The organism is Bacillus sp. FSL R5-0416 (assembly GCF_037975425.1).
GTDB lineage: Bacteria > Bacillota > Bacilli > Bacillales > Bacillaceae > Bacillus > Bacillus subtilis.
Genome location: NZ_CP150252.1, coordinates 1,095,416 through 1,119,817 on the forward strand (window position 1 = coordinate 1,095,416; position 24,402 = coordinate 1,119,817).

At 44.5% G+C, this 24,402-nt stretch carries 18 protein-coding genes and 1 pseudogene; 8 read left to right on the plus strand and 11 right to left on the minus strand.

Annotated features, from left to right (window positions below):
* Positions 1-15 precede the first annotated feature (15 nt).
* The 3 genes from NYE20_RS05710 to NYE20_RS05720 form a co-directional block, all read right to left on the minus strand.
* Positions 16-1,485 carry a sodium:solute symporter gene (locus NYE20_RS05710; RefSeq protein ID WP_339184747.1) on the minus strand — a complete coding sequence of 490 codons (1,470 nt, stop codon included), beginning with the start codon at positions 1,483-1,485 and terminating at the stop codon, positions 16-18.
* Positions 1,482-1,682: a DUF3311 domain-containing protein gene (locus NYE20_RS05715; RefSeq protein WP_003224377.1), complete on the minus strand. Its 201-nt coding sequence runs from the start codon at positions 1,680-1,682 to the stop codon at positions 1,482-1,484. The genes NYE20_RS05710 and NYE20_RS05715 overlap by 4 nt, the downstream gene beginning before the upstream one ends.
* Positions 1,683-1,880: 198 nt before the next feature.
* Positions 1,881-2,252 carry a hypothetical protein gene (locus NYE20_RS05720; protein WP_014476361.1) on the minus strand — a complete coding sequence of 124 codons (372 nt, stop codon included), beginning with the start codon at positions 2,250-2,252 and terminating at the stop codon, positions 1,881-1,883.
* A gap of 151 nt (positions 2,253-2,403) precedes the next feature.
* Here NYE20_RS05720 and NYE20_RS05725 point away from each other — a divergent pair, with 151 nt between their 5' ends.
* The 4 genes from NYE20_RS05725 (at position 2,404) to NYE20_RS05740 (ending at position 5,819) form a co-directional block, all read left to right on the plus strand.
* Positions 2,404-3,027: a TVP38/TMEM64 family protein gene (locus tag NYE20_RS05725; protein ID WP_249851149.1), complete on the plus strand. Its 624-nt coding sequence runs from the start codon at positions 2,404-2,406 to the stop codon at positions 3,025-3,027.
* A gap of 1 nt (position 3,028) precedes the next feature.
* Entirely contained in the window at positions 3,029-3,535 is a 507-nt protein-coding gene (gene lepB / locus NYE20_RS05730) for a signal peptidase I (protein ID WP_043857244.1), read from the plus strand.
* 180 nt (positions 3,536-3,715) lie between these two features.
* Positions 3,716-5,215, plus strand: a complete 1,500-nt coding sequence (locus NYE20_RS05735; protein WP_339184751.1) for a monooxygenase — start codon at positions 3,716-3,718, stop codon at positions 5,213-5,215.
* Positions 5,216-5,291: 76 nt separating this feature from the next.
* A complete protein-coding gene (locus NYE20_RS05740; RefSeq protein ID WP_134991607.1) occupies positions 5,292-5,819 on the plus strand; it encodes a MarR family transcriptional regulator in 528 nt (175 codons plus the stop codon).
* A 158-nt stretch (positions 5,820-5,977) separates the two neighbouring features.
* Here NYE20_RS05740 and glcP read toward each other — a convergent pair whose 3' ends face one another.
* The 4 genes from glcP to ntdA all read right to left on the minus strand — a co-directional run bounded on the left by glcP (position 5,978) and on the right by ntdA (position 10,466).
* A complete protein-coding gene (gene glcP / locus NYE20_RS05745; protein ID WP_161621465.1) occupies positions 5,978-7,183 on the minus strand; it encodes a glucose/mannose transporter GlcP in 1,206 nt (401 codons plus the stop codon).
* A 71-nt stretch (positions 7,184-7,254) separates the two neighbouring features.
* A complete protein-coding gene (ntdC, locus tag NYE20_RS05750; protein WP_161621466.1) occupies positions 7,255-8,307 on the minus strand; it encodes a glucose-6-phosphate 3-dehydrogenase NdtC in 1,053 nt (350 codons plus the stop codon).
* 13 nt (positions 8,308-8,320) lie between these two features.
* Entirely contained in the window at positions 8,321-9,169 is an 849-nt protein-coding gene (gene ntdB / locus NYE20_RS05755; RefSeq protein ID WP_161621467.1) for a kanosamine-6-phosphate phosphatase, read from the minus strand.
* Positions 9,141-10,466, minus strand: a complete 1,326-nt coding sequence (ntdA, locus tag NYE20_RS05760) for a 3-dehydro-glucose-6-phosphate--glutamate transaminase (RefSeq protein WP_161621468.1) — start codon at positions 10,464-10,466, stop codon at positions 9,141-9,143. The genes ntdB and ntdA overlap by 29 nt, the downstream gene beginning before the upstream one ends.
* 103 nt (positions 10,467-10,569) lie before the next feature.
* Between ntdA and ntdR the strand changes: the two genes are divergently transcribed.
* A complete protein-coding gene (ntdR, locus tag NYE20_RS05765) occupies positions 10,570-11,559 on the plus strand; it encodes an NTD biosynthesis operon transcriptional regulator NtdR (RefSeq protein WP_014479382.1) in 990 nt (329 codons plus the stop codon).
* A 213-nt stretch (positions 11,560-11,772) separates the two neighbouring features.
* Here ntdR and NYE20_RS05770 read toward each other — a convergent pair whose 3' ends face one another.
* Entirely contained in the window at positions 11,773-12,927 is a 1,155-nt protein-coding gene (locus tag NYE20_RS05770; RefSeq protein WP_161621469.1) for an AbrB family transcriptional regulator, read from the minus strand.
* A 106-nt stretch (positions 12,928-13,033) separates the two neighbouring features.
* On the minus strand, positions 13,034-14,239 hold the full coding sequence (locus NYE20_RS05775; protein ID WP_161621470.1) for an MFS transporter: 1,206 nt from the start codon (positions 14,237-14,239) through the stop codon (positions 13,034-13,036).
* A 113-nt stretch (positions 14,240-14,352) separates the two neighbouring features.
* Here NYE20_RS05775 and NYE20_RS05780 point away from each other — a divergent pair, with 113 nt between their 5' ends.
* Complete coding sequence (locus tag NYE20_RS05780; protein WP_161621471.1) at positions 14,353-16,080, plus strand: SgrR family transcriptional regulator; 1,728 nt, start codon at positions 14,353-14,355, stop codon at positions 16,078-16,080.
* A gap of 29 nt (positions 16,081-16,109) precedes the next feature.
* Here the strand turns inward: NYE20_RS05780 and NYE20_RS05785 are convergent.
* Both NYE20_RS05785 and NYE20_RS05790 read right to left on the minus strand, forming a co-directional pair.
* Positions 16,110-16,436 (minus strand): annotated as a pseudogene (locus NYE20_RS05785) (four-helix bundle copper-binding protein).
* A 117-nt stretch (positions 16,437-16,553) separates the two neighbouring features.
* Positions 16,554-16,991 (minus strand): ferritin family protein, encoded by a 438-nt coding sequence (locus NYE20_RS05790; protein WP_029317584.1) that lies wholly within the window; start codon positions 16,989-16,991, stop codon positions 16,554-16,556.
* A 183-nt stretch (positions 16,992-17,174) separates the two neighbouring features.
* Between NYE20_RS05790 and addB the strand changes: the two genes are divergently transcribed.
* Both addB and addA read left to right on the plus strand, forming a co-directional pair.
* Positions 17,175-20,675 carry a helicase-exonuclease AddAB subunit AddB gene (gene addB / locus NYE20_RS05795; protein WP_161621472.1) on the plus strand — a complete coding sequence of 1,167 codons (3,501 nt, stop codon included), beginning with the start codon at positions 17,175-17,177 and terminating at the stop codon, positions 20,673-20,675.
* On the plus strand, positions 20,662-24,360 hold the full coding sequence (addA, locus tag NYE20_RS05800; protein WP_128747011.1) for a helicase-exonuclease AddAB subunit AddA: 3,699 nt from the start codon (positions 20,662-20,664) through the stop codon (positions 24,358-24,360). Before addB ends, addA begins: the two co-directional genes overlap by 14 nt.
* Positions 24,361-24,402: the final 42 nt, after the last annotated feature.

A 24,402-nucleotide genomic window follows, 5' to 3' on the forward strand; every position in this document is an offset into this window, starting at 1 on the left:
TGCTTTTTCTATTGCTTATGCAGCCTGATCGGCCGCAGCGCTTTTCGCCTTCCTTGTCATAAGGCTGACTGCCATCATGACCGTGATATTCAAAAGCAGGGCGACGATGCCGACATTCAAGTCTTTTGCGGCTTGCGGCAGCGCCGGAAATAAAGTGCCGATGGTCGTTTCCGTCATTGTAATATAAGTAACTGCTCCAACACCTGCAATAATGCCGGCGAAGGCCCCCTGTTTTGTCACCATATTATGCTTGAGCAGGCTGAACAAAAGGGCGGGGAATAGCTGTGTGACAAGGCTGTAGCCCATCAAAAGCAGCGTAACGATGGTATTCCCGCCTTTGAAGGTAAAATAAACCGAAATCAGCGCAATCACCGGCACTAAAAACTTAGCAAGAGCCGATACCTGTTGTTCTGTCGTGCGGGGCTCAATTACCTTGTACACATTTTTTGCAAACAGCGTGGAGGCGGACATTAAGATCATAGACCCTGGCACAAGTGCTGTCAGCAGTCCGGCAGCACCGATAATTCCGACAAACCAAGGGTCAAATGCTTGCAGAGACAGTTTCAAAAGCGATAGATCCCCGTCTGCGCCTTTCAGATCTGGAACTTGCAGGATAGCCGCGAAGCCGACGAAAAGGACGAAGAGCAGGACCAGCTGGTACAAAGGCATGGTGATGGCGTTTTTACGAAACACTTTTGGGTTTTCGGCTGAATACGAAGCGGAAAACGTGTGAGGCCACATGTAAAACCCGAGCGCTGTCAAGAGTACGGTTGAACTGAACCAGGCCACACTTTGTCCCGATTCGGGTAGCGTAAGAAAGCCAGGCTTTGCCGTTTCAATCTGCTGAAACATGTCTTGAAATCCGCCGTAGTAATGAATTGGCAAATACACACCTAAAAACAGAACGACAACCAGAATCATGATGTCCTTCACAACCGATATCCAGGCAGACCCGTGAATGCCTGAAACCATAACATAAACCGTGATGGAAACAGCGCCGATCCAGATGGCGGCGGTCGGGGTGATTTTGCCGTACGAGGTTTCCGATACAATCAGCCCGAGGCCTTTCAGCTGCAGTACAAGATAGGGAATGAGTGCGGCGATGCCGACCAGTGAAACGAGAATGCCAAGCAGCGGACTGTTGTATTTTTTTGTGAAAAAATCAGACTGCGACATCAGTTTATGCTGTTTCGCGTACGTCCAAACTGCTGGAAGAAGCCAGTAAGAAAGGATGTAGGCCAGACATCCGTAGGCGATGATATAAAAGGCTGGACCGCCCTTTCCGTAGGCCCAGCCGCTGCCGCCGAGAAACGTAAAAGTAGTATAAATTTCGCCTGCCATCAAAAGGAAGACGAAAACAGTTCCGAAGCCGCGCCCTCCGACCGTCCACTGCTCCAGGTTCATGTCTTTTCCTTTTTGGGCGCGTATACCGAGAAAAATACTCAAGAGCAGGACACCGAAAATGATGATGAGAGCTGCATTCATTCTGCTTCCTCCTTTTTATTTTCCTTGTCGAGGACATACACAATCGCCATCAGCGCAGAGGTCAAAAGAGCCCACATCACAATATAGGCAAGAATAAACGGCATGCCGAACACATAGGGGGTCACCTTATTTGCAAAAGGGATGCCGAGTAAGATTCCGATAAAGGGCAAAGCGGCAAGAACGTGAATCAGTTTCATAGAATCCTCCTTCTATTTAGGATTGGGGTGTACAAGCCTAAGCGTAATGAAAATGATGTCGCAGATATGGCAGCACATGTCACTTTTTAGGGTGAAAGGCTGTGGTTCGAATTATAAATAAATTTATTTTGTTTGTATAGTGTGAATTGTCTGAAATTAATGCTCTGAATCGCCCGAAGAGGGAACGGGCAGTATGATTCAAAAGGCTCGGAGTCTGTCCGGGGCAAATAGATAGTATGTTAATAATTCGCTGACCTGCTCACGGATTCGCGGATTAAAATAGCGATGGTTTTCTTCATAACCGTCGATGACAAATGTATAGAGCGTAAAGGCTTCATCGCGTTCCGTCTCGCGGATTGCAATTTTTCTTTTCCTCAGTTCTTTTCTGACCTCCATCAAATCCTTTTGTGCTATTTTTAATGATTCGCTGATAAGCTGTTTATAAGGATGCTTCAATTTTAATGTGCTTTCTTCAATTCCGGCGAGATCACGGTTAAAAATCGTAATGGCCATGGGCAAAAAGAGAGCCCGTTCAATTAAATCGTATATTTCCTCCTGCAGATTTGGCATATTGACTCCTTCTTTCTAAGGGAACGTTTGTTCTATTTGTATTCTATATCGGCTGGTGAAATGTTTCAAGACAGAAAAAATCACCAAAACTTTTTAGTTTTCTGCTGATAATGTGTAGAATAAGGATAGACAAACCCGGTAAGGAGTATAAATGTTGGAGCATTTTTTATCCTATTTGACACAAGAACATTTAACTGAATTATTTCAAAGCTATAGGGCTTTCGGTCCGCTCATAGCTGTGCTGCTGCCTTTAATTGAAGCATTTCTCCCGTTTTTGCCGCTGATCGTGTTTGTGGTGGCGAATACGAACTCGTTTGGCTTGTGGGAAGGATTCATCCTGTCTTGGGCGGGATCAACTGCTGGTTCCATTCTCGTATTTTTGATTGTCCGTCAATACGGACAGAGAAAATTGCTTGGATTTATCCGCAGTCATCCGTCTGTAAGAAAGCTGATGTTATGGGTGGAAAGACACGGCTTCGGTCCCATGTTTCTTCTGCTTTGTTTTCCATTTACACCGTCAGCCGCGGTGAATGTTGTTGCCGGTTTGTCAAGGATCGGAACGCGGCCGTTTATTTTGGCGGCAGCCTCGGGGAAGTTTGTCATGATTTTTATGATCAGCTTCATCGGATATGATCTGCACGCGCTGATTACACAGCCGATTCGAACGGTCATCGCCGTATTGGTGATCACTGTCTTATGGTATGTCGGCAAAAAAGTGGAGCGGTATCTGCATGTAAGAGTCAGTCAGCGTGAGCATGATGGAGGGAGACAGTAACATGAAAAAACGGTTTTGGTTTCTTGCCGGTGTAGTGTCCGTTGTTCTCGCCATTCAGGTTAAAAATGCTGTCTTTATTGATTACAAGGTAGAAGGCATCAGTATGAACCCGACCTTCCAGGAAGGAAACGAATTGTTGGTCAATAAATTTTCGCATCGATTTAAAACCATCCATCGTTTTGACATCGTCCTTTTTAAAGGCCCTGATCATAAAGTGCTGATTAAACGGGTAATCGGCTTGCCCGGTGAAACGATCAAATATAAAGATGATCAGCTGTATGTGAACGGAAAGCAGGTTGCTGAGCCATTTTTGAAGCATTTGAAATCTGTTTCTGCCGGCAGCCATGTAACGGGTGATTTTTCTTTGAAAGATGTGACGGGAACAAGCAAGGTGCCGAAAGGAAAATATTTTGTCGTTGGAGATAATCGCATATACAGCTTCGACAGCCGGCATTTTGGTCCAATAAGAGAAAAAAATATTGTCGGTGTGATTTCTGATGCCGAATAAAAAGACGCTAACTGAAGAGGCGTCTTTTTGTATGCCGTTTGGAAAAATGTGTTGAAAAAAAATTTGTAAGGAGCTATAATCAAAATTGTTACGCTCGTAACAAAAATTATATACTTTTTTGATTGAAAGTCCATTTTTATTGGGTTTTGTTCGTTTTGTATGAAACAAAAGGAGTGGTGAATGATGATGAAATATGAAGCAGTGATTATAGGAGGAGGACCGGTTGGATTTATGCTGGCTTCTGAGCTTGCGATGGCCGGAGTGGGAACATGTGTGATTGAACGGCTTGAAAAACCTGTTCCGCATTCCAAGGCGTTGACGCTGCATCCCCGAACGCTGGAGCTCCTTGAGATGAGAGGGATTTTAGAGCGGTTCGTATCCAAGGGAAGCAAGATACTTTCCGGACATTTTTCAATGCTGGATACCCGTCTGGATTTTTCAGGCTTGGATACGAGCTGTCCTTACACGCTTTTGCTCCCGCAGTCCAAAACAGAAAAGCTGCTTGAAGATCATGCACGAAGGCTGGGAACAGAGGTGTTTCGGGGTGCAGAGGCGCTGTCGGTTACGCAAAACGGGGAAGCGGTCCAAACGATTTTTAAGGATCGGGACGGCAGTGTACGGACGATCACAAGCAAGTTTGCCGTTGGGGCAGATGGCGCCGGGAGTACCGTCCGGAAACAGGCAAAAATTGAGTTTCCGGGAACAGACAGCACTGTCACCGCTGCGCTTGGGGATGTGGCGCTCCTTTCTCCGCCGCCGTCAGGCGTGCTGTCCCTTTGCACAAAAGAGGGCGGTGTTATGATTGTTCCGTTATCTCCAGACCGATACCGTGTCGTTGTGATCAGTCCTTATCGCACACAAATGCCGAAAGATGTGCCTGTGACTGAGGAAGAGCTGAAAGCTGATCTCCTGCGAATTTGCGGAACTGACTTTGGTTTAAGCGACCCTTCGTGGATGTCGCGGTTCGGGAACGCCGCGCGCCAAGCGAAACGGTATCGGGACGGCAGAATCTTTCTTGCAGGTGATGCCGCGCATATTCATTTTCCGGCGGGCGGGCAAGGACTGAATGTCGGCCTTCAGGATGCAATGAACCTTGGGTGGAAACTGGCGGCGGCCATCAAAGGCTCTGCGCCTTCATGGCTTTTGGACAGCTACCATGACGAGCGGCACCCGGCAGCTGAAGGGCTCCTCAGAAACACGGAGGCACAGACAAAGCTGATCGATTTCACTCAAGCAGGCCTCCATTTGCGAAGCATGATGTCGGAGCTGCTGGCCTTCCCTGATGTGAATCGATATGTAGCAGGGCAAATTTCTGCACTCGATGTCAGATATGAAGCTGAGCGTACCATGCCGCCGAATCGTTTGAACGGGGCAAGGCTCCCTGACATGAAGCTGATTCTTTCCGACGGCAATTCGGAACGGCTGTACAGCTTTCTCCAAAACGGGACATTCGTTTTGCTGTCATTGAGGCAGGAAGCTGATGATCATATCGAAGTGAAAGGCTTACGTATGGTAACCGCCTCGCTTGCAGAACCGAATGAAAAGTTGCGGGATGTGCATACCATATTGATTCGTCCCGATGGACATGTAGCCTGGGCGGTGGATGCATCAGCGCCCGATTGTTCCGAGGTGATTCCAAAAGGGATAAGCCGCTGGTTTTCCGTCACCAGCCGAGTATAATTCAATTCGATTGTTTCATCTGTAACAAAACGGTATGATAGAAGAAACAATCGAATGAAAAAGGATGGAAAACCCGATGAACACAGATCATACGAAACGCAATCTTTTTGAATTGTATGCGGAGCTCATTCATCAACAGGAGAAATGGGAGGGGCTTATTAAAGCCTTTTTATCTGACGAATTGAGGAAGCTGGATGTAGAGCACGGGAGTAAATCTCAATTGACGATGACAGAAATTCATGTTCTATCCTGTGTCGGGGACAATGAACCAATTAATGTCACGTCGATAGCAGAAAAAATGAATACGACAAAAGCGACTGTATCACGCATCTGCACAAAATTGCTCGGCGCAGGCTTCCTTCACAGAACACAGCTCAGCGATAATAAAAAGGAGGTCTACTTCCGATTGACGCCTGCTGGAAAAAAGCTGCACAGTTTGCACAAATATTATCATCAGAAGGCTGAACAGCGTTTTCTGTCATTTTTTGACCGCTATACCGAGGAAGAGATTCTTTTTGCGGAACGGCTGTTTCGGGATCTGGTGACAAAATGGTATCCGTCGTCAGAAGAAATTGAAGGGGGGCTTCCTAGCATTTTTAAATAAAAAAACACGCACTGCGGTGCGTGTTTTTCACGTTTCTTCTTTCTTTTTCAAGATTGTAACGTAAATCAGATTTCCTCTTGAAGAATGAAATTCAAGATGTTCAGGAATTTGCACTGCTTATACGATATGTCTATTAGTATCTTTATTTTATACGTTTTTTACTGTGTTTTTGATGCTTTGTTTTCAAGTGAAATAGGGTCTTCTGTTTTAGTTCTCCTAATCTTTACAGAAATACCTACTAGAATGACCGCCATAGTTGTAAATATTCCCATGGTTAATAAGATCGTATCCTGATTTAAACTCCATCCAATTAAGAAAGAGATGATCGCTCCTCCGAAACTTGCCGAGGCAATAAATAAACTTGTAACTTCGTCAATGTACTTCTGAATAATGATTGATGCTAGTGTTAAGGCGATGGGAAATATCCCCGCTATACTTAGGCCAATCAAAAATGTACCACTCAATTGAAGTATTGGGTTACTTATATAAGAGAAGGCAATCAACAAAACAATTAAACAACTACAACTAAAAAGAAGGTATTTGGAAAAATCAAGCCTTCTACTTACGAAACCAATTAGTATTCTTCCTATGATGATCCCCACCCAGAAAAAGGAGACACTTATAAGACTAATTTGTTCATTGTCTTGATTTATCATGATTGAAGGTAAAAAATTGGCAAAATTTGTTTCAATTCCGGCATATAGGAAAGCAAAAAATACAAAAAAGCCTAATTGCTTTGATTTTTTTCTATCTCCTATAAAGTATTGAAATGCTCCTCCATCTGGAAAGGTCACTTGTTGGTTAGCATTCTTAGCGTACTCTCGGTTCTTAGACAAGAAAATTAACCACCCTACGAATAGGACGAATAAAAAGGTGAATATACAGTAATACGGTAAAAACCAGTTATTGATATCTATGAAGGAATTAATTAATAATGGGAAAGATAAAGCGCCTAATCCAAAGAGAACTTCCAGCTTACTCATTTTTTCTGCATTACTTTCGAAATTAGCAATAACAAATGAACCAACTGTCGTTTCTAATGTGCCTGCCCCATATCCTAAGAGAAAAGCCATTACAACAATATAATACCAATCCTTAGTTAGAAAAAAGATACTTAACGCTACAAGCATTATTGTCAAAGCTAAAGTAAGTGTCCTAAAATGACTGTATTTCTTAATCATTAACGGTGCGATTAATACTCCGCTTAGAAATCCGGTAAACTGAAAGAAGATTATGACCGAAATATCATCTGTTGTCTTGTTAAAAGCCTCTAATAGAAATGGTGTCAAACTCCCTGTTGATATATGGATAATACCTACTGTAAAAAAGAAAGCATATCCGAATAAATATGTCCCTCTTAACATTCATTACACCCCTATATGAAAAAGCAGGAAAGTAAATTCCTGCTTTTTTAGTAACTTCTCTCTTTGAAATACTAGTTGACTGCTGAAACAGACATTGGTTGAGAGTTGCTGTCTTTCTCAAAGAACATTTCTAACACTTCCTGAGATCTAAAACCATCACTAAAAGTAGGGATCTCAACCCAATCATTCTGAGTTGATGCAATCCAATTGATTAACTCGCTTCTAAAAGAATCAGCCCATCCATAAAACTCGTTTGGCGGATCGTTTAATAGGCTTTGCGGTACTGGGCAGTCTACCACGTTCAAGCCATCTATGAGCTTGTAAACGTGAGGATTACCTGTGTGGTATTTAAACTCTTTTTTGTGTCCAACTACCTCAATGCTAAAACCACAGTCTTCAGGTACAGAACATTTTGATGTGATGATATTTACAAATACCTTGTTCTTCAGCTGGCCATAAATTTCTGCATAGTCATCTACTAGTACCTGTTTATCCTCTTTTGTTTTTACATTTGTGTTCATCTTTGCCCTTACTGATTCTGTGATGAAATCACTCTCAAACAAATACCATACCATGTCGATAAGGTGAATACCCAGATCCCCCAATGAACCACTCGTCTTCCTACTGTTAGCGTCATCTCTCCAAGTAAATTTCTTGCGTCTAAGTGCACTATTTTTCTTGAAGTGTACTTTTATGGACAGGATGTTACCTAGTTCATTATTGATAATTAAGCTTTTTAAGATATTTACGTAAGATAAATATCTATAATTAAATCCCATACTGGCTCTTACGCTCAACCTTTCAGCAGTATCTTTCATTATGCTTGCTTCTTCAAGAGAAATAGCCATAGGCTTTTCACACAAAACATGCTTATGTTTTCCTAATGCTTGCAAAGCATGTTCTTTATGGCAAAAGTTTGGTGATGCTACAATTAAACCTTCTGAGGCATCAATTAGTTCATCTGCGTTTTCAAATGACTTCCCGCCGAAAGTTTTCACAAAGCTTTCCGCGTTTTGTTGATTTATGTCATATACCCCTACTAACTCTGCATTTTTTATTGTAGATAAAGCAGTTGCATGCGCTCTTGCAATACCACCTGCACCTATGATGCCAATCTTCTTCATTTTAATTTCCTCCTCATGATCCAATTAATTTTTTTAAGGTATTAGTAATTCCTTTTGAGTACTCACTATCAGTTATAAGGTGGTGCAAGTTTTTGGCTTCTTGTGTTGCATTTTTTAGCAGATATCCATTCCCTACTGTCTGTAACATACGAACATCATTTCCACTATCCCCAAATGCGATAGCTCTTTCGGTATTTAGGTTGTATTTCTCTAACATAAACGTTACAATTTCATTCTTTCCTGTCCCTATGGGGATAAAATCTACATCATAGCTGTCTTCTGGATCGCCTGCTAAGGGATTACACCGATTTATATTTACTGAAACGCCATATTCCTCGCAGATTTTTTCAATTGCTAATAGGTTTTTCTTGTCGTTTATTTCATCTTGTTCCTGATAGTAGAAGTTATGCTTATACCGTGACTTTCCTAATTGAGTTTGAGGATTCAAAAGAATGTTATGATTTTCATGCAGCTGTTTCACAAGTTTTTCAACCTTTTCTTTACTAAACCCTTCATTAATGCGACTGTTCCACTTGTTATCTTGCTGACCGAAGATATGCTCTGAAAAGTACGTAATTTCAGTTCCAAGATCACTAGCTATAAAATGCGGAAAATATCTAAATTTTCCTCGTCCCATTTTATCGAGAATAGATTCTATACTGCTCCCAGTAACCCATCCGATTATTAGCTCCCCATCTTTACTTTTTTGTTCTAGGTAGTCTTCGAGTTCATAAATGTCTTGTTGCTTTTGTTCGTCGATTGTATGCGGAAAATACGTTTCATCAAAATCACAAAAAACAATATACTGAGGATGTTCAACCGTGGATAACGTTTTATACTCCGATTTCTTGCTTAATAACATGAAACAGTCCCTCCATTACTCTGTCTTGTTCTTCTAAAGTAAATGACGGATATAAAGGCAAATGCAGTACCTGACTATGAGCCTTTTCCGTATGAACCAATGGGAGTCCTGCATACTTGTCCTGTACTAAAGGAGTTTTTTGCATATGAGACAGTATTGGATAATATACATCTGTTTGAACACCAAAATCTTCATCTAATTTAGTCATGATATCTGCTCTATCTTCTGTTCTCACCTTAATAGGAAACAGATGCCATACATGATCTTCACTTAATTCTGGTAATTCAATAAAGCCTTTATTCTGCAACTCTGCTAATTGGGTAATGTATCTATCCGCCAAGAACAGTCTTTTGAAGTTGTTTAATGAAAGGTACTTCATTCTCTCTAAACCAATTGCTGCCTGTAAATTGTCCATTTTTGAATTAAATCCAAAATTGATGACTTTCTTATTTTTCACATTTACTTCAAAACCATGATAACTAAATTGAATGCATTTTTTAGCGAGTTCTTCATTATCAGTTGCTATTGCCCCAGCCTTGCCACATACACCAAAATTCTTATAGGGATTAAAACTTAATGTAGTGATGTCTGCATACTTTCCTAAGTCTGTCAGTCCAATTCCTTGGCAGGCATCTTCAATTACTTTCAATTTATAACGATTTGCGATTTGACGGATATGCTGCATGTCTGAATGTTTTCCGTATAAATGCACAGGTAGAATAAACTTTGTATAAGGAGTTATTGCTTCTTCAATTTTGTCAGGATCGATGCAGAATGTTTGTGGGTTAATATCTACATAGATAGGAACGCCTCCCAAAGCTAACACAGCATTTTCAGTAGCTGAAAAGCTATTAGCCGGCATGATAACTTCATCCCCTGGGTTTAACCCTAAAGCCAATAAACCTATCATAATAGCATCGGTTCCACTGCTTGTTGAAATTACATACCTTTTATGTAAATATGTAGATAAAACGTTTTCGAATTGCTCTAAATAGGGGCCACTCGTAAATTTTCCAGTTGGCAAAACTTCAGTTAATGTATTTAAGATATCTTCCACTTCATCATTGGTTATTAATCTGTCTACAGGCAAAAAAGGGACTTTACTGATTTCACGATTTTTTTGATAGTTGAAAAGATCATGTTCAATATCTATCTTTTCCTTTAATACTTGTTTCCACCGCTCGTTTACAATACTGTCTTCAATAACAAGTTCTTTTCCTTGTACGTCACCTTTTAAGTGTTTTAATAGTGACATGTTTTCTTTGCTTTTACCTGAAATCTTAACCTGTTTTTGCATGAACAGTACCTCCAATGATTTTATAATCTAAAAATTTATTACAAATTTATCCTAATTTCTGAAATCGGTAACATGTCAACAACTTTTTTAAGGAAGGGAAAATATGCCTACAATTGATGAAATAGCAAAATTATGCAATGTGTCTAAAACCACAGTGTCAAGAGTATTGAATAATCATCCGTATGTGTCGAAAGAAAAAAGAGATATGATCTTAAAGGCAATTAACGAACTTGACTACACTCCCAATTATTTAGCTCGGAATTTTAGGAGAAATAAGACACAAACGATAGCTTTATCGGTTCCGAGTATTGACCATCCATTTTTTGCTCAATTAATAAAAGGGGTCTCACATGAAGCACTGTTTAAGAATTACAAGGTAATTGTATTTCAGACCTTTTATGACAAACAGACAGAGCTAGAATTGTTAGAGTTATTGAAGCATAAAGAAGTGGATGGTATTATTCTTGGAACTTTAGAAAATGAATGGGATCAGATATCCCCTTTCTTAAAGTATGGTCCTATCTTATTATGTAATGAATATCATCACTCAGCGGACATCACGATAATTGGGTATGATGAATTTGAAGCTACATACATGGGGGTAGTACATTTAATTGAAAGAGGGCATAAAAAAATTGGGTTTTGTTTTGATACTCCATATAGCGAAGCTCAATGTCAGAGGAAAGAGGGTTATTTGAAAGCTTTACAAGATTACGATTTACATCATAGAAGCGAATGGATATTCGGCGAAATGTTTAATATCGAGGATGGCTTTCGTGTTTTTCATAAGATAAAGGATCTAAAGGACAGACCCTCAGCAATATTTACAGGAAATGATCAAGTCGCCGCAGGGATTATTAAACAGGCGATGAAAAATGGCTTTAAAGTTCCAGAAGACTTAGCTGTAATTGGTTTTGACAACCAATTGATCTGCCAAGTCGTTACTCCGACCATAACAACAATTGATATCCCCGTAATAGAATTAGGTCAACAGGCTGTGTTGAAAATCATCGAGTCCATTTCGGGTAATGCCACTTTAAACAGAAGAATTATTAAACTGCCAACAAAGCTTATTATAAGAGAATCAACGTAACGATAGATTTCCCTTTATCATTTTATATCTTTATATAAGAAAAAGAGGTTATTCATTTTAACCTCTTTTTCAATCGTAAGTCGTCAATTATTTCTTTCATTTCACCCTCTGGCAGCATTCACTTCAAACCTGATCCATTAACAACGAAATATCCGCTTATATTTCCTCATCTCGATGGTTTGCGAATTAAAAGTTCTTGAACCCTTTTTTCAACTAGGCATTACTGCCGCTGATTGAGCTCTTTTTGTCTTTTTTTTCACCATGAAGATGGTGAAGCAGGCGATAAAACGGCGGCAGCAGGGCAATAACCAGAATGACGCGAATGACCTGAACCGCAACGACAAAGGTGGAATCAGCATGTAAGGTAACTGACGTCGTCGCCATCTCTGCAATCCCGCCGGGCGCAAATGCCAGAACAGAAGTGATGAGCGAAATTCCTGTCAGCTCGGAAACGATCACGGCGCTCAAAAACATTGCTGCGATTAAACCGACGGACGAGACAAACCCGACGATGATAATACGGGTGACGCCGGCAAACATGCTTTTATACATCTTAGAGCCGATCGTTGCCCCGAGAAATACTTGTGATACATGGTTAGCTTGTGACGGCCACCATGCCATCATGTCGTGCCCTGTCACCGCAGCTCCGCCAACATGTACAATTGCTACACCGAGCATGCTGCCGAGCAGCCATGGAGCTGGAAATTTTAAAAATTTCGCAGCTTTGCAAGCTCCCCAGGCAGCGAGAATAAGAATGATGGTCCACAAAACGGGAGCGAGCCTAAAATCTGTCGTTGCAGAAGAAATTGTCTCTGCTGCGGCACTTGCGGTACGATCTTGTTTTGTATAGATCAGAATGACTAAAAACGGAATGGAAAGCACCACGAGCAGCACACGCATCATTTGAACGAGGCTGACTATAGCGGTATTGGCGCCTACTTCCTGTGCGATGCTCGGCATGGCGGAAAGTCCGCCGGGAGCGGTGCCGACAAAGCTAGTCATCATATCCGTTTTGCTGAAACGCCAAAGCACATATCCTGACAGCATGGCCAGCAGGATAGACAATATCAGCATAACGCCGACTGAAAACCAATGGTCTTTGAGAACAGAGAGAACGGATAAATTCAGCTTTTGGCCCAATTCGATGCCGAGGATCATCTGCCCGAGGGCGAGCCATCGTCGGTTAATTCCTTTTTGGTCTGGTGCCATCATCAGCCATGCCGGCCGTATCATGGCGAGGCAGCAGGCGACAATCAGTGTTCCGATCATCCATCCAATTGATATTCCGGTTAATGAAAGAATAAACCCCCCGGCTGCACTGATTGCGATAAACCATAGATCTTTGAGGAGATTTTCGTCTTTCTTCAATGTAAAACCCTTCTTCCTTTTTCACGTAACACTCCAATTGTTCACGTAGTGAATGTATTTATTACTATAGTATATTTTTGTTGATAAAGAAATTATGAATTATTTTCTATAAGCGATTCACTTTTCTTATGACCTTGTGTTCGAGCTTTTCTATTGTGTAAGTCAGAGATAAACCCGCTGTCAGCAGACACACGGCAAGAGCGTAAAAAATCACTTCTCCGCCAAATGATGTCAGGATCAGCCCACCTGCCAGCGGTCCGATTGAGCGGGATATATCCCAATGCAGACCATAGACAGCATAAAACCGGCCCAGCAAATGAGGCGGCGCCAATTTCGATATGAAGGTCTGGATGTGGGTTAGCCCGATGCTTTCGCCAACCGTCATCACCGCTGCCGTCACTATAAGCATTGTCAGGGAGGTTGAGCATGCAAAACCGGCAGCCGCAAGGGAGTAGCAAATATAAGTAATGAAAAGGATTGTTTTCATTGAAAGCTTTTCGGTCCCTTTGACAAGAGGAACTTGGAGAACAAAGCTGAATAAAGCTTTTGCCGCCGAGTAGATCGTCAGTATTGACAGATAATCAGAAAACATGTTTTTGCTGAAGAGCCTGTATGTTGTTTCTGTTTGTGCATATAACATGCTTATGGGGAGAGAAAGCAGCAAAAGAAGCAGGACAGGCCTGTATATCATAAAGCTCGCGGACATTTTCGGGGTAACAGCTGGGTGTAGCGGCTTTGTCTCAGGCAGTTTCAGTGCAGCGATCAGAAAGTAGATAAACAATGCCGCAGCATCTAATGCGAATATCCACACGGGGTTATGATTGTAAAGAAGCATCCCCACTAGCGGCCCTGCCGTCAGACCCGCCGAATAGATCGCATTGATGACCGCAAACACTTCCGAACGTCTGCTTTCCGGCGTGCTTTCAGCGATTTGGGCGCGGGAAGCGGGAATGTACAACGATCTTCCGATGCCATTCATGACATAGAGAATAGCGAAAACATACGCATGCTCAGCAAATACAAACCCTGTCATTGCCGCTGATTGAAGAAGCAATGCGGTCAAAATCGCTGTGCGCCGCCCAATCCGGTCCGCCGCCTTTCCTGCAGCGAGCGTCAGGAAAATATCAGCAAATGGCTGAAGGCTGATGATCAGCATTGGCATCATGATACTGCCGTTTAATTGTTCATGCAGATACAGCACCATAAAAGGTCCCATCATTGCACCTGTCAGGCTTGTCAGCAATTCGCCGAAAAAGCGGAGCCGAACGGGAGCGGTATATCTCGATTTTATAGAGTGAAAACTGGTCAACATGTGATCGCCGCCTTTCGCTGTTTGATATAGTAGTAGTGTATAGAAGGGGCGGCGGCCCAAAAAGTGAAGAAAAGAAGAGATAAAAGTTCCCCTTTTGTCGGGAGGTGCGGGGATTGAAGCTGATAGAGCACTACGTGGCGCTTGTAAAAACAGGCTGCGCCGAGTATGGACAAATGAACGAAATGACACTCACTGAGATTGCCGACTGTTTATTTTGTACAGAAAGAAATGCAAAGCTCATTTTACATAAGCTGGAGAACAGCAATTGGATTATCCGGAAAAGCGGGGCGGGGCGCGGCCGCAAATCTAAAATCGCGTTTCTTCGGAGGCCTGAGGAACTGCTTCTTCAAACTGCAAAGGAATATACCATGTCAGGAAAGCTTAAAAAGGCAAAGAAGCTGCTTCAGCAGTATCAGTCCGCGTTTCCGGGGCTTCAAAACGAATATAACATGTGGCTTTCAGAGGTATTCGGATTTGTGACGGAGACAGGCGAGAATGGAGCGAAGGATGTTCTGCGGCTGTTCATCGCGCCTGAATCTGTCAGCAGTTTGGATCCATGCCAAATATTTTTGCGGTCTGAGGGCCATTTCGTCAAACAGATATTTGATACACTCTTGACGTTTGATTCGGATATACAGGAGCCGAAGCCTCATTTGGTTCATGGATGGGAAGAGGTCGAAAAAAAACAATGGAGATTTTTTCTTCGAAAAGGTGTGTCATTTCATAATGTACAGCCGCTGACATCGCGGGACGTTGCGTTTACGTTTCAGCGCTTTTTGGAACTGGGTGACAACCCGTATAAATGGCTTCTGCACGGAGTGAAACAAGTCTTAGAAAAGGGCCCTTATTGTGTGGAGCTCATACTCGATAAGCCGAATGCGCTTTTGCCGTATGCTCTTTGTGATGAACGGCTGTCCATACTTCCGGCAGAACAGGGCGGCGGGAAAAATGGAACAGGGCCTTTTCAGGTGAATCAGCAACACAGCGGGATGCTTGTGCTTGAAGCCAATGAGCGCTACTTCAAGGGACGCCCCTATTTGGATCGCGTTGAGTTTGTGTTTTCTGAGCAAGCCGGAGAGATGAACGGTTTTACCATTCAAGAAAAACAAACATGTCCTGAGCAGCAAACTGTTTTTGATGAGCGGCATGTTCAGTATTTGTCGCTCAATCTGAAAAAGAAGGGGCCTCTTCAGCACCAAAGCTTTAGAAAAGCGCTCCGGCTGCTGATTTCCTCTGAACGGCTCGTTCGTGAAGCGGGAGGGCACCGAAGAATCCCGGTTACGTCCTTTTTGCATCCGAGTTCTTTTGAGTGGGAGGGCGTTTCGCCATCTGAATTGTTGAAGAAAAGCGGTTACGAGGGCGAAACAATCGTGCTTTATACCTTTTCGGAAACGGATCATCGTGAGGACGCCGAATGGATTCAAAATATTTGCGCCCAGCACGGTATCAGGCTTACACTTCAATTCTGTGATGCTGCTGATCTGCGACGGCCGGAAATCGTGCAGATGGCGGATATCATTCATGACAGTGCGACGTTTTATCAAGACAGCGAGTTTGGTTTTCTGCATTTGCTGCTGTCGGAGAACAGTTTCTTGTATCAGCATCTATCTGAAAAGCTGACACAGATTTGCTCAGGAATGAGAGAGCGGATGTTTTCCATGCCTGATCGCTGTTCGAGAATCAACATCCTGCGTGACATTGACCGGCAGATGATACAGGAGCTGAACGCGATCCCGCTGTATCAAAATGTGCTCCAGGTGACATCAAGTAAAAATGTAAAAGGCCTGGTGCTTGATGAAGAGGGATGGATTGATTTGTACTCCGTATGGCTGTCCAAATAAAAAGAGGGTTCTTTTTTGAACCCTCTTTTTTACGCTGCCATGCTGCGGCATTGTTCAGCACAGGTGAAGCAGGCTTTCGCACATGCTTGGCAATGATCATGATCGTGCTTTCCGCATTCAGTGCCGCATGCTTCACAAATATCGGCGCAAAGTGCACAAATTTCTTTCATAAACGGGCTGTCCGTTTGCATGGCTTTGACCGCCAGCGCTCAAATATCCGCGTATTCCCTGTCAAGCCGGATGCAGCCGCTGAGATGATGCTGCACGCTTTCTTGCAAGCATTTAGTGAAACAATGATTGCAAGCCTTCATACAATCGATGCAAGCCTCAATACAAGCTTCAGAATATTGCTCCATGGTTGATTCCCCCTGTATGGCAGTATATGGTTTTATGTTTCCCGGCTGCATTTGAAAAAAACAGGGGAGTGTGTTTTTAGCTGAGGGGATATGTACATATACCCTGAACGGGTATATCTAACGTTCCATCAGATAGTATAGGAACCAGACAGCGTGATTTTGTTCATCACGTGCTGCGCGCGTAAAGACGCCTTTCGCTTTTAGGTTTGACGTTTCCTCGGCCGCACGCAAGTAAAAGTCGACGGTTTCTTGTTCATCTTTAAAAGCGGCGTCCAGTCCTCTTGTGAAATTGTCTGGGCATTCTTCCGTTTGTTTCGGCATGATGTGTTTGCCGGTAATTGAACCATACAGTGTGGAAAATTCACGGAGGTGGCGAATCTCGTCACGCCTGATTTCTTCAATCTGTTTTCTGACTTCATCGCTGTGGGCGAGTTCGGCGAGCTTGCGGTAGCATTGAATGGCACTGAATTCTCCGTTGATGGCCTTCTGCAAATTCCGAATCAAACCAGGATCTTCCCTGTATGGCACCGGATAGGGATAGTAGCTGTAATGCAAGGGGATTCAACTCCATTCTTAGGAATTGGGCTTCTGTAAAAGTATATGTTGGGCAGGGAGAGATGTGCGGAGATAATCAGCTTTTTATATGTGAAAAGGCCGTTTTTACCAATAGATCAGATTGGTCATTTTCGTCAACATTCGATAAAATATATAGAGATAAAAAGAGAGGGGTCTTCTAATTTGGGAGCAGAGTTTTTAGTAGGCAGGTCCGGGAGTGGAAAAACGAAGCTGATCATCGACAGCATTCAGGATGAATTGCGCCGGGCTCCATTCGGGAAGCCGATCATTTTTCTAGTCCCGGATCAAATGACGTTTTTAATGGAATACGAGCTTGCTAAAACGCCAGATATGGGCGGGATGATACGCGCTCAAGTGTTCAGTTTTTCACGATTGGCCTGGCGCATCCTCCAGCATACGGGAGGAATGAGCAGGCCGTTTCTGACGAGCACCGGCGTACAAATGCTCCTGCGGAAGCTCATTGAGGAGCATAAACAGGAGTTCAAAGTCTATCAAAAAGCGAGTGACAAAAGCGGGTTTACCGCACAGGTTGAGCGGATGCTGACAGAGTTTAAGCGCTATTGTCTGGAACCGGAGGATATCCGCCGGATGGCGGAAAGCGGAACGGCTTCTGAGTATCGCGGAGAACGAGTTTTATCTGAAAAGCTCCATGACTTATCAATTCTGTATCAGCAAATGGAAAAAAGCCTCGCAGACCAATATCTTCACTCTGAGGATTATTTGACATTGCTGGCAGAGCATATCCCGCTTGCGGAAGATATAAAAGGCGCCCATATCTATGTGGATGGCTTTTATCAGTTTACCCCGCAGGAATTCAGGGTGTTGGAGCAGCTTATGGTTCATGCGGAGCATATCACGTTTTCGCTCACAGCGGACAAGCCGTCATATGAGCGGGAGCCGCATGAACTGGAATTGTTCAGAATGACGGGGAAAACCTATTACCGCCTGCATCAGAAGGCGAAGGAACTGAATTTGGACATTACGTATAAAGAGCTGAGCGGGACTGAGCGGCATACAAAGACGCCGGAATTGGCGCATCTAGAGGCACAGTATGAAGCGCGTCCGGCCATTCCATACGCAGAAAAACAAGAAGCCCTTACTGTGATGCAGGCCGCAAACAGACGAGCTGAGCTGGAAGGCATTGCCCGGGAAATTCACGCCCTAGTCAGAGAGAAGGGATATCGCTATAAGGATGTAGCCATTCTTGCGCGCCAGCCGGAAGACTACAAGGATATGGTGAAGGAAGTTTTCGCAGATTACGAGATTCCTTATTTCATTGACGGAAAAGCATCTATGCTGAACCATCCGTTAATTGAATTTATCCGGTCAAGCCTTGATGTTCTGAAAGGGAATTGGCGTTATGAAGCGGTGTTTCGCTGCGTGAAAACCGAACTGCTATTCCCGCTCAATGAACCGAAGGCCAAAGTGAGAGAACAGGTCGATCAGCTCGAAAATTACTGTATCGCCTATGGTATTAAAGGCGACCGCTGGACAAAGGGCGATCGTTTCCAATACAGGCGTTTTGTGTCATTGGATGATGATTTTGCGCAGACTGATCAGGAAATCGAAATGGAAAACATGTTGAATGACACCCGCGATTGGATTGTTCCGCCGCTTTTTCAGCTTCAAAAACGCATGAAAAAAGCGAAGACGGTTCAAGAGAAGGCGGAGGCGCTCTATCGTTATTTAGAAGAGACGGATGTGCCGCTGAAGCTGGATCAGGAAAGGCAGCGTGCTGAGGATGGCGGCAGAATCATTGAAGCGCAGCAGCATCAGCAGGCGTGGGACGCAGTCATTCAGCTGCTTGAGGAGTTTGTTGAAATGATGGGAGATGATGAGATTTCTCTTGATTTGTTTCAGCAAATGATAGAAGCCGGCGCGGAGTCGCTTACATTTTCTCTAATTCCGCCTGCGCTTGACCAGGTGTTTGTCGGCAATATGGATTTGTCCAGAATGTATGGCACCTCCTGCACCTTTGTGCTCGGGGCAAACGACGGCGTTCTGCCGGCACGCCCTGATGAAAACGGAGTCCTGTCGGATGATGACCGGGAATGGCTGAAAACGATTGGGGTTGAGCTATCCTCAGGCGGACGGGAGCGTTTGCTTGATGAGCATTTCCTCATCTACATGGCATTTTCAAGTCCGTCTGACCGGCTTTACGTATCGTATCCGATTGCTGATGCAGAAGGAAAAACGCTTTTGCCGTCGATGATCGTTAAGCGGCTGGAAGAACTGTTTCCATATCATAAGGAGCGCCTGTTAACAAATGAACCTGAACAGGTCAGCGATGAGGAACAGCTGATGTATGTCGTGAATAAAAGCGTGGCACAGTCCTTTACCGCGAGCCAGCTCAGGTTATGGACACGGGAATACGACATCAGCGACGTCTGGTGGAGCACGTACAATGTGCTGATGAGTGAGCCGGACAGACTGCAGTCGAAAAAGCTGTTCTCAAGCCTGTTTTTCCGGAATGAAGTGAAGCAGCTTGAACGCAGCGTGTCGAGACAGCTCTATGGTGAACGCATTCAGGGCAGTGTATCGAGAATGGAAACCTTTAACGCATGCCCGTTTTCCCATTTTGCGTCACACGGGCTGCATTTGAAGGAACGGCAATTCTTCAAGCTTGAAGCACCGGATATCGGCCAGCTGTTTCATTCCAGCTTAAAGCTGATTTCTGACAGGCTGCGTGAGCAAAAGCTGGATTGGCGCGATTTAACGAAGGAGCAGTGCGAGCTGTTTTCCTATGATGCGGTAGAACGGCTGGCACCGAAACTGCAAAAGGAAATTCTGCTTAGCTCAAACCGGCATTATTATGTGAAGGAAAAACTGCAAAAAATTGTGACACGTGTGTCCGGCATTTTAAGCGAGCATGCGAAAGCGAGCGGATTCGTACCGATCGGGCTTGAACTGGGCTTTGGAGGAAAAGGGCCGCTTCCGCCGCTGACCTTTCAACTGAAAAACGGCTGTACGATGGAACTCGTCGGGCGAATTGACCGTGTTGATAAGGCTGAAAGCTCAAAAGGCCTGCTCCTCAGGATTGTCGATTATAAATCAAGCGACAAAGGCCTTGACTTAGCGGAAGTATATTACGGATTGGCACTGCAAATGCTGACGTACCTTGATTTATCGATTACACATTCAGCTGACTGGCTCGGGATGAGGGCGACGCCTGCCGGAGTGCTGTATTTCCATATTCATGACCCGATGATTCAATCTAATCTCCCGCTTGGGCTTGACGAGATTGAACAGGAGATCTTTAAGAAATTTAAAATGAAGGGCTTGCTCCTCGGTGATCAGGAAGTGGTTCGCCTCATGGATACAACCCTTCAAGAGGGACGGTCAAATATCATAAACGCCGGCTTGAAAAAAGACGGATCTCTTAGATCAGATTCGGCAGCAGTCGGTGAAAAGGAATTTGATCTTTTGACAAAGCATGTGCGCCGCACCTTCCAGGAAGCGGGCGAACAAATCACCGACGGGCGCGTATCCATTGAGCCGTACAAAATGAAGAACAAGACGCCGTGCACATACTGTGCGTTTAAATCAGTATGCCAATTTGATGAATCACTGGAAGAAAACGAGTATCGCCCATTAAAGGCTGAAAAGGACAAGACAATACTTGAGTGGATAAAAAAGGAGGCGGATGGCAATGAACATTCCTAAACCGGCAGACAGCACATGGACAGATGACCAATGGAATGCCATTGTTTCAACCGGCCAGGATATTCTTGTGGCAGCGGCTGCGGGCTCTGGTAAAACCGCTGTGCTCGTTGAACGAATGATTCGGAAAATCACCGCGGAGGAAAACCCAATAGATGTAGACCGTCTTCTCGTTGTGACATTTACAAACGCCTCAGCGGCAGAGATGAAGCACCGAATCGCAGAAGCCTTGGAAAAAGAGCTTGTACAGCGCCCCGGCTCGCTGCATATCAGACGCCAGCTGTCTCTTTTAAACCGGGCCAGCATTTCGACGCTTCATTCCTTTTGCCTGCAAGTGCTGAAGAAATATTACTACTTGATCGATCTTGATCCGGGCTTTAGGATAGCTGATCAGACGGAAGGCGAGCTGCTCGGTGATGAAGTGCTTGACGAGCTGTTTGAAGACGAATATGCAAAGGGTGAAAAGGCATTTTTTGAGCTTGTTGACCGCTATACGACAGACCGGCACGATCTGGATCTGCAATTTCTCGTTAAACAGGTGTACGAGTATTCCCGATCCCATCCCAACCCCGAGGCGTGGCTGGAAAGCTTTGTTCATTTGTATGATGTATCAGAAAAGAGCGCCATCGAGGAGCTGCCGTTTTATCAATATGTCAAAGAAGATATTGCAATGGTGCTTAACGGGGCGAAGGAAAAGCTCTTGCGCGCGCTTGAGCTGACGAAAGCGCCGGGCGGCCCGGCGCCGCGTGCTGACAATTTTCTTGATGATCTTGCGCAGATTGATGAACTGATTCAGCATCAGGACGATTTCAGTGAACTATATAAGCGGGTGCCCGCCGTCTCTTTTAAGCGTGCCAAAGCAGTAAAAGGGGATGAGTTCGATCCAGCGCTCCTTGATGAGGCGACAGATTTGAGAAACGGTGCAAAAAAACTGCTTGAAAAGCTCAAAAACGACTACTTCACGCGAAGTCCTGAACAGCACTTGAAAAGCCTAGCCGAGATGAAGCCTGTCATTGAAACGCTCGTACAGCTTGTCATCAGCTATGGAAAACGGTTCGAAGCCGCGAAGCAGGAAAAATCAATCATTGATTTTTCTGATTTGGAGCATTACTGTTTAGCGATTTTGACAGCTGAGAATGACAAAGGTGAAAGTGAGCCGAGCGAGGCTGCAAGGTTTTATCAGGAACAGTTTCATGAGGTGCTCGTTGACGAATATCAGGATACCAACCTCGTGCAGGAATCGATTCTGCAGCTCGTCACAAGCGGTCCGGAGGAGGCTGGTAACCTGTTTATGGTAGGAGATGTCAAACAGTCGATTTATCGATTCAGGCTTGCGGAGCCGCTTCTTTTCCTCTCTAAATACAAACGGTTTACAGAGAGCGGAGAAGGCACGGGGCGGAAAATCGATTTAAATAAAAATTTCCGAAGCCGGGCTGATATTTTAGAGAGCACAAACTTTTTATTTAAACAGCTGATGGGCGGCAAAATCGGTGAGGTCGATTATGACGAGCAGGCTGAGCTGAAGCTTGGTGCAGCGTATCCGGACAATGACGAGACGGAAACAGAGCTGCTGCTGATCGACAACGCAGAAGATACGGATGCAAGCGAGGAAGCAGAAGAGCTTGAAACGGTGCAGTTTGAGGCAAAAGCCATCGCTAAGGAAATTCGCAAGCTGATTTCATCGCCGTTTAAGGTGTATGACGGAAAAAAGAAAACACATCGCAATATTCAGTACCGAGATATCGTGATTTTGCTCCGTTCGATGCCGTGGGCTCCGCAAATCATGGAGGAGCTGAGAGCACAGGGCATACCGGTTTACGCCAATTTAACGTCAGGCTATTTTGAAGCGGTCGAAGTCGCCGTCGCGCTTTCTGTGCTGAAGGTGATTGATAATCCGTATCAGGATATACCGCTTGCCTCTGTGCTGCGCTCACCGATTGTCGGAGCAGATGAAAACGAGCTGTCTTTGATCCGGCTTGAAAATAAAAAAGCGCCGTACTATGAGGCGATGAAAGACTACCTGGCTGCTGGTGACCGGAACGATGAGCTTTATCAAAAGCTAAATACGTTTTACGGACATCTGCAAAAATGGCGCGCGTTTTCGAAAAACCACTCAGTATCTGAGCTGATTTGGGAAGTGTACCGCGACACCAAATATATGGATTATGTCGGCGGCATGCCGGGCGGAAAACAGCGCCAGGCCAATTTGCGTGTTCTTTATGACAGGGCGCGTCAATATGAATCAACGGCATTTCGCGGCTTGTTCCGTTTCCTGCGGTTTATCGAACGCATGCAGGAGCGGGGCGATGATCTTGGTACGGCGAGAGCGCTCAGCGAGCAGGAGGATGTTGTCCGCTTAATGACGATCCACAGCAGCAAAGGGCTCGAATTTCCAGTCGTGTTTGCAGCAGGTCTCGGCCGGAATTTCAACATGATGGATTTAAATAAATCGTACCTGCTGGATAAGGAGCTCGGATTTGGCACGAAGTATATTCATCCGCAATTACGCATCAGCTATCCGACACTTCCGCTCATTGCGATGAAGAAAAAAATGCGCAGGGAGCTGCTGTCAGAGGAATTGCGTGTGCTCTATGTTGCATTAACGAGAGCGAAGGAAAAGCTGTTTCTGATTGGCTCATGTAAGGATCATCAGAAACAGCTTGCAAAATGGCAGGCATCCGCGTCCCAAACTGATTGGCTTCTGCCGGAATTTGACCGCTATCAGGCGAAAACGTATCTAGATTTCATCGGCCCGGCTCTTGCCAGGCACAGAGACTTGGGGGATTTGGCTGGTGTGCCAGCACACGCTGACATCTCAGATCACCCGGCTCGTTTTGCCGTTCAAATGATCCATTCCTATGATTTGCTTGATGATGATCTGGAAGAAAGAATGGAAGAAAAAAGCGAGCGCCTAGAAGCGATCCGCCGAGGTGAACCAGTTCCCGGCTCGTTTGCGTTTGATGAAAAAGCCCGCGAGCAGCTGAGCTGGACATACCCGCATCACGAGGTGACGCAAATTCGGACAAAGCAATCGGTTTCTGAGATCAAAAGAAAAAGAGAGTACGAGGATGAATACAGCGGCAGGGCCCCTGTAAAACCGGCTGATGGAAGCATTCTGTACAGACGTCCCGCTTTTATGATGAAAAAAGGCCTGACAGCGGCAGAGAAAGGGACTGCCATGCATACGGTTATGCAGCATATCCCGCTGTCACATGTGCCGTCGATAGAAGAAGCTGAGCAGACGGTTCACAGGCTTTATGAAAAAGAGCTTCTCACTGAAGAACAAAAAGACGCTATTGATATAGAAGAAATCGTGCAATTTTTCCATACGGAAATCGGCGGACAGCTGATCGGCGCAAAGTGGAAGGACAGGGAAATACCATTCAGCTTAGCGCTTCCGGCCAAGGAGATCTATCCTGATGCACAGGAGGCAGATGAGCCGCTTTTAGTGCAGGGTATCATTGACTGTCTCTATGAAACTGAGGACGGATTATATCTATTGGATTATAAGTCGGACCGGATTGAGGGCAAATTCCAGCATGGATTTGAAGGAGCGGCCCCGATCTTGAAGAAACGATATGAAACGCAAATTCAGCTGTACACGAAGGCAGTGGAGCAAATTGCAAAAACAAAGGTAAAGGGATGTGCGCTTTATTTCTTTGACGGAGGGCACATTCTGACATTATAGCGAGATCCAAAAGCTCCGGAATTTCAGGCGGAGCGGGTCTCG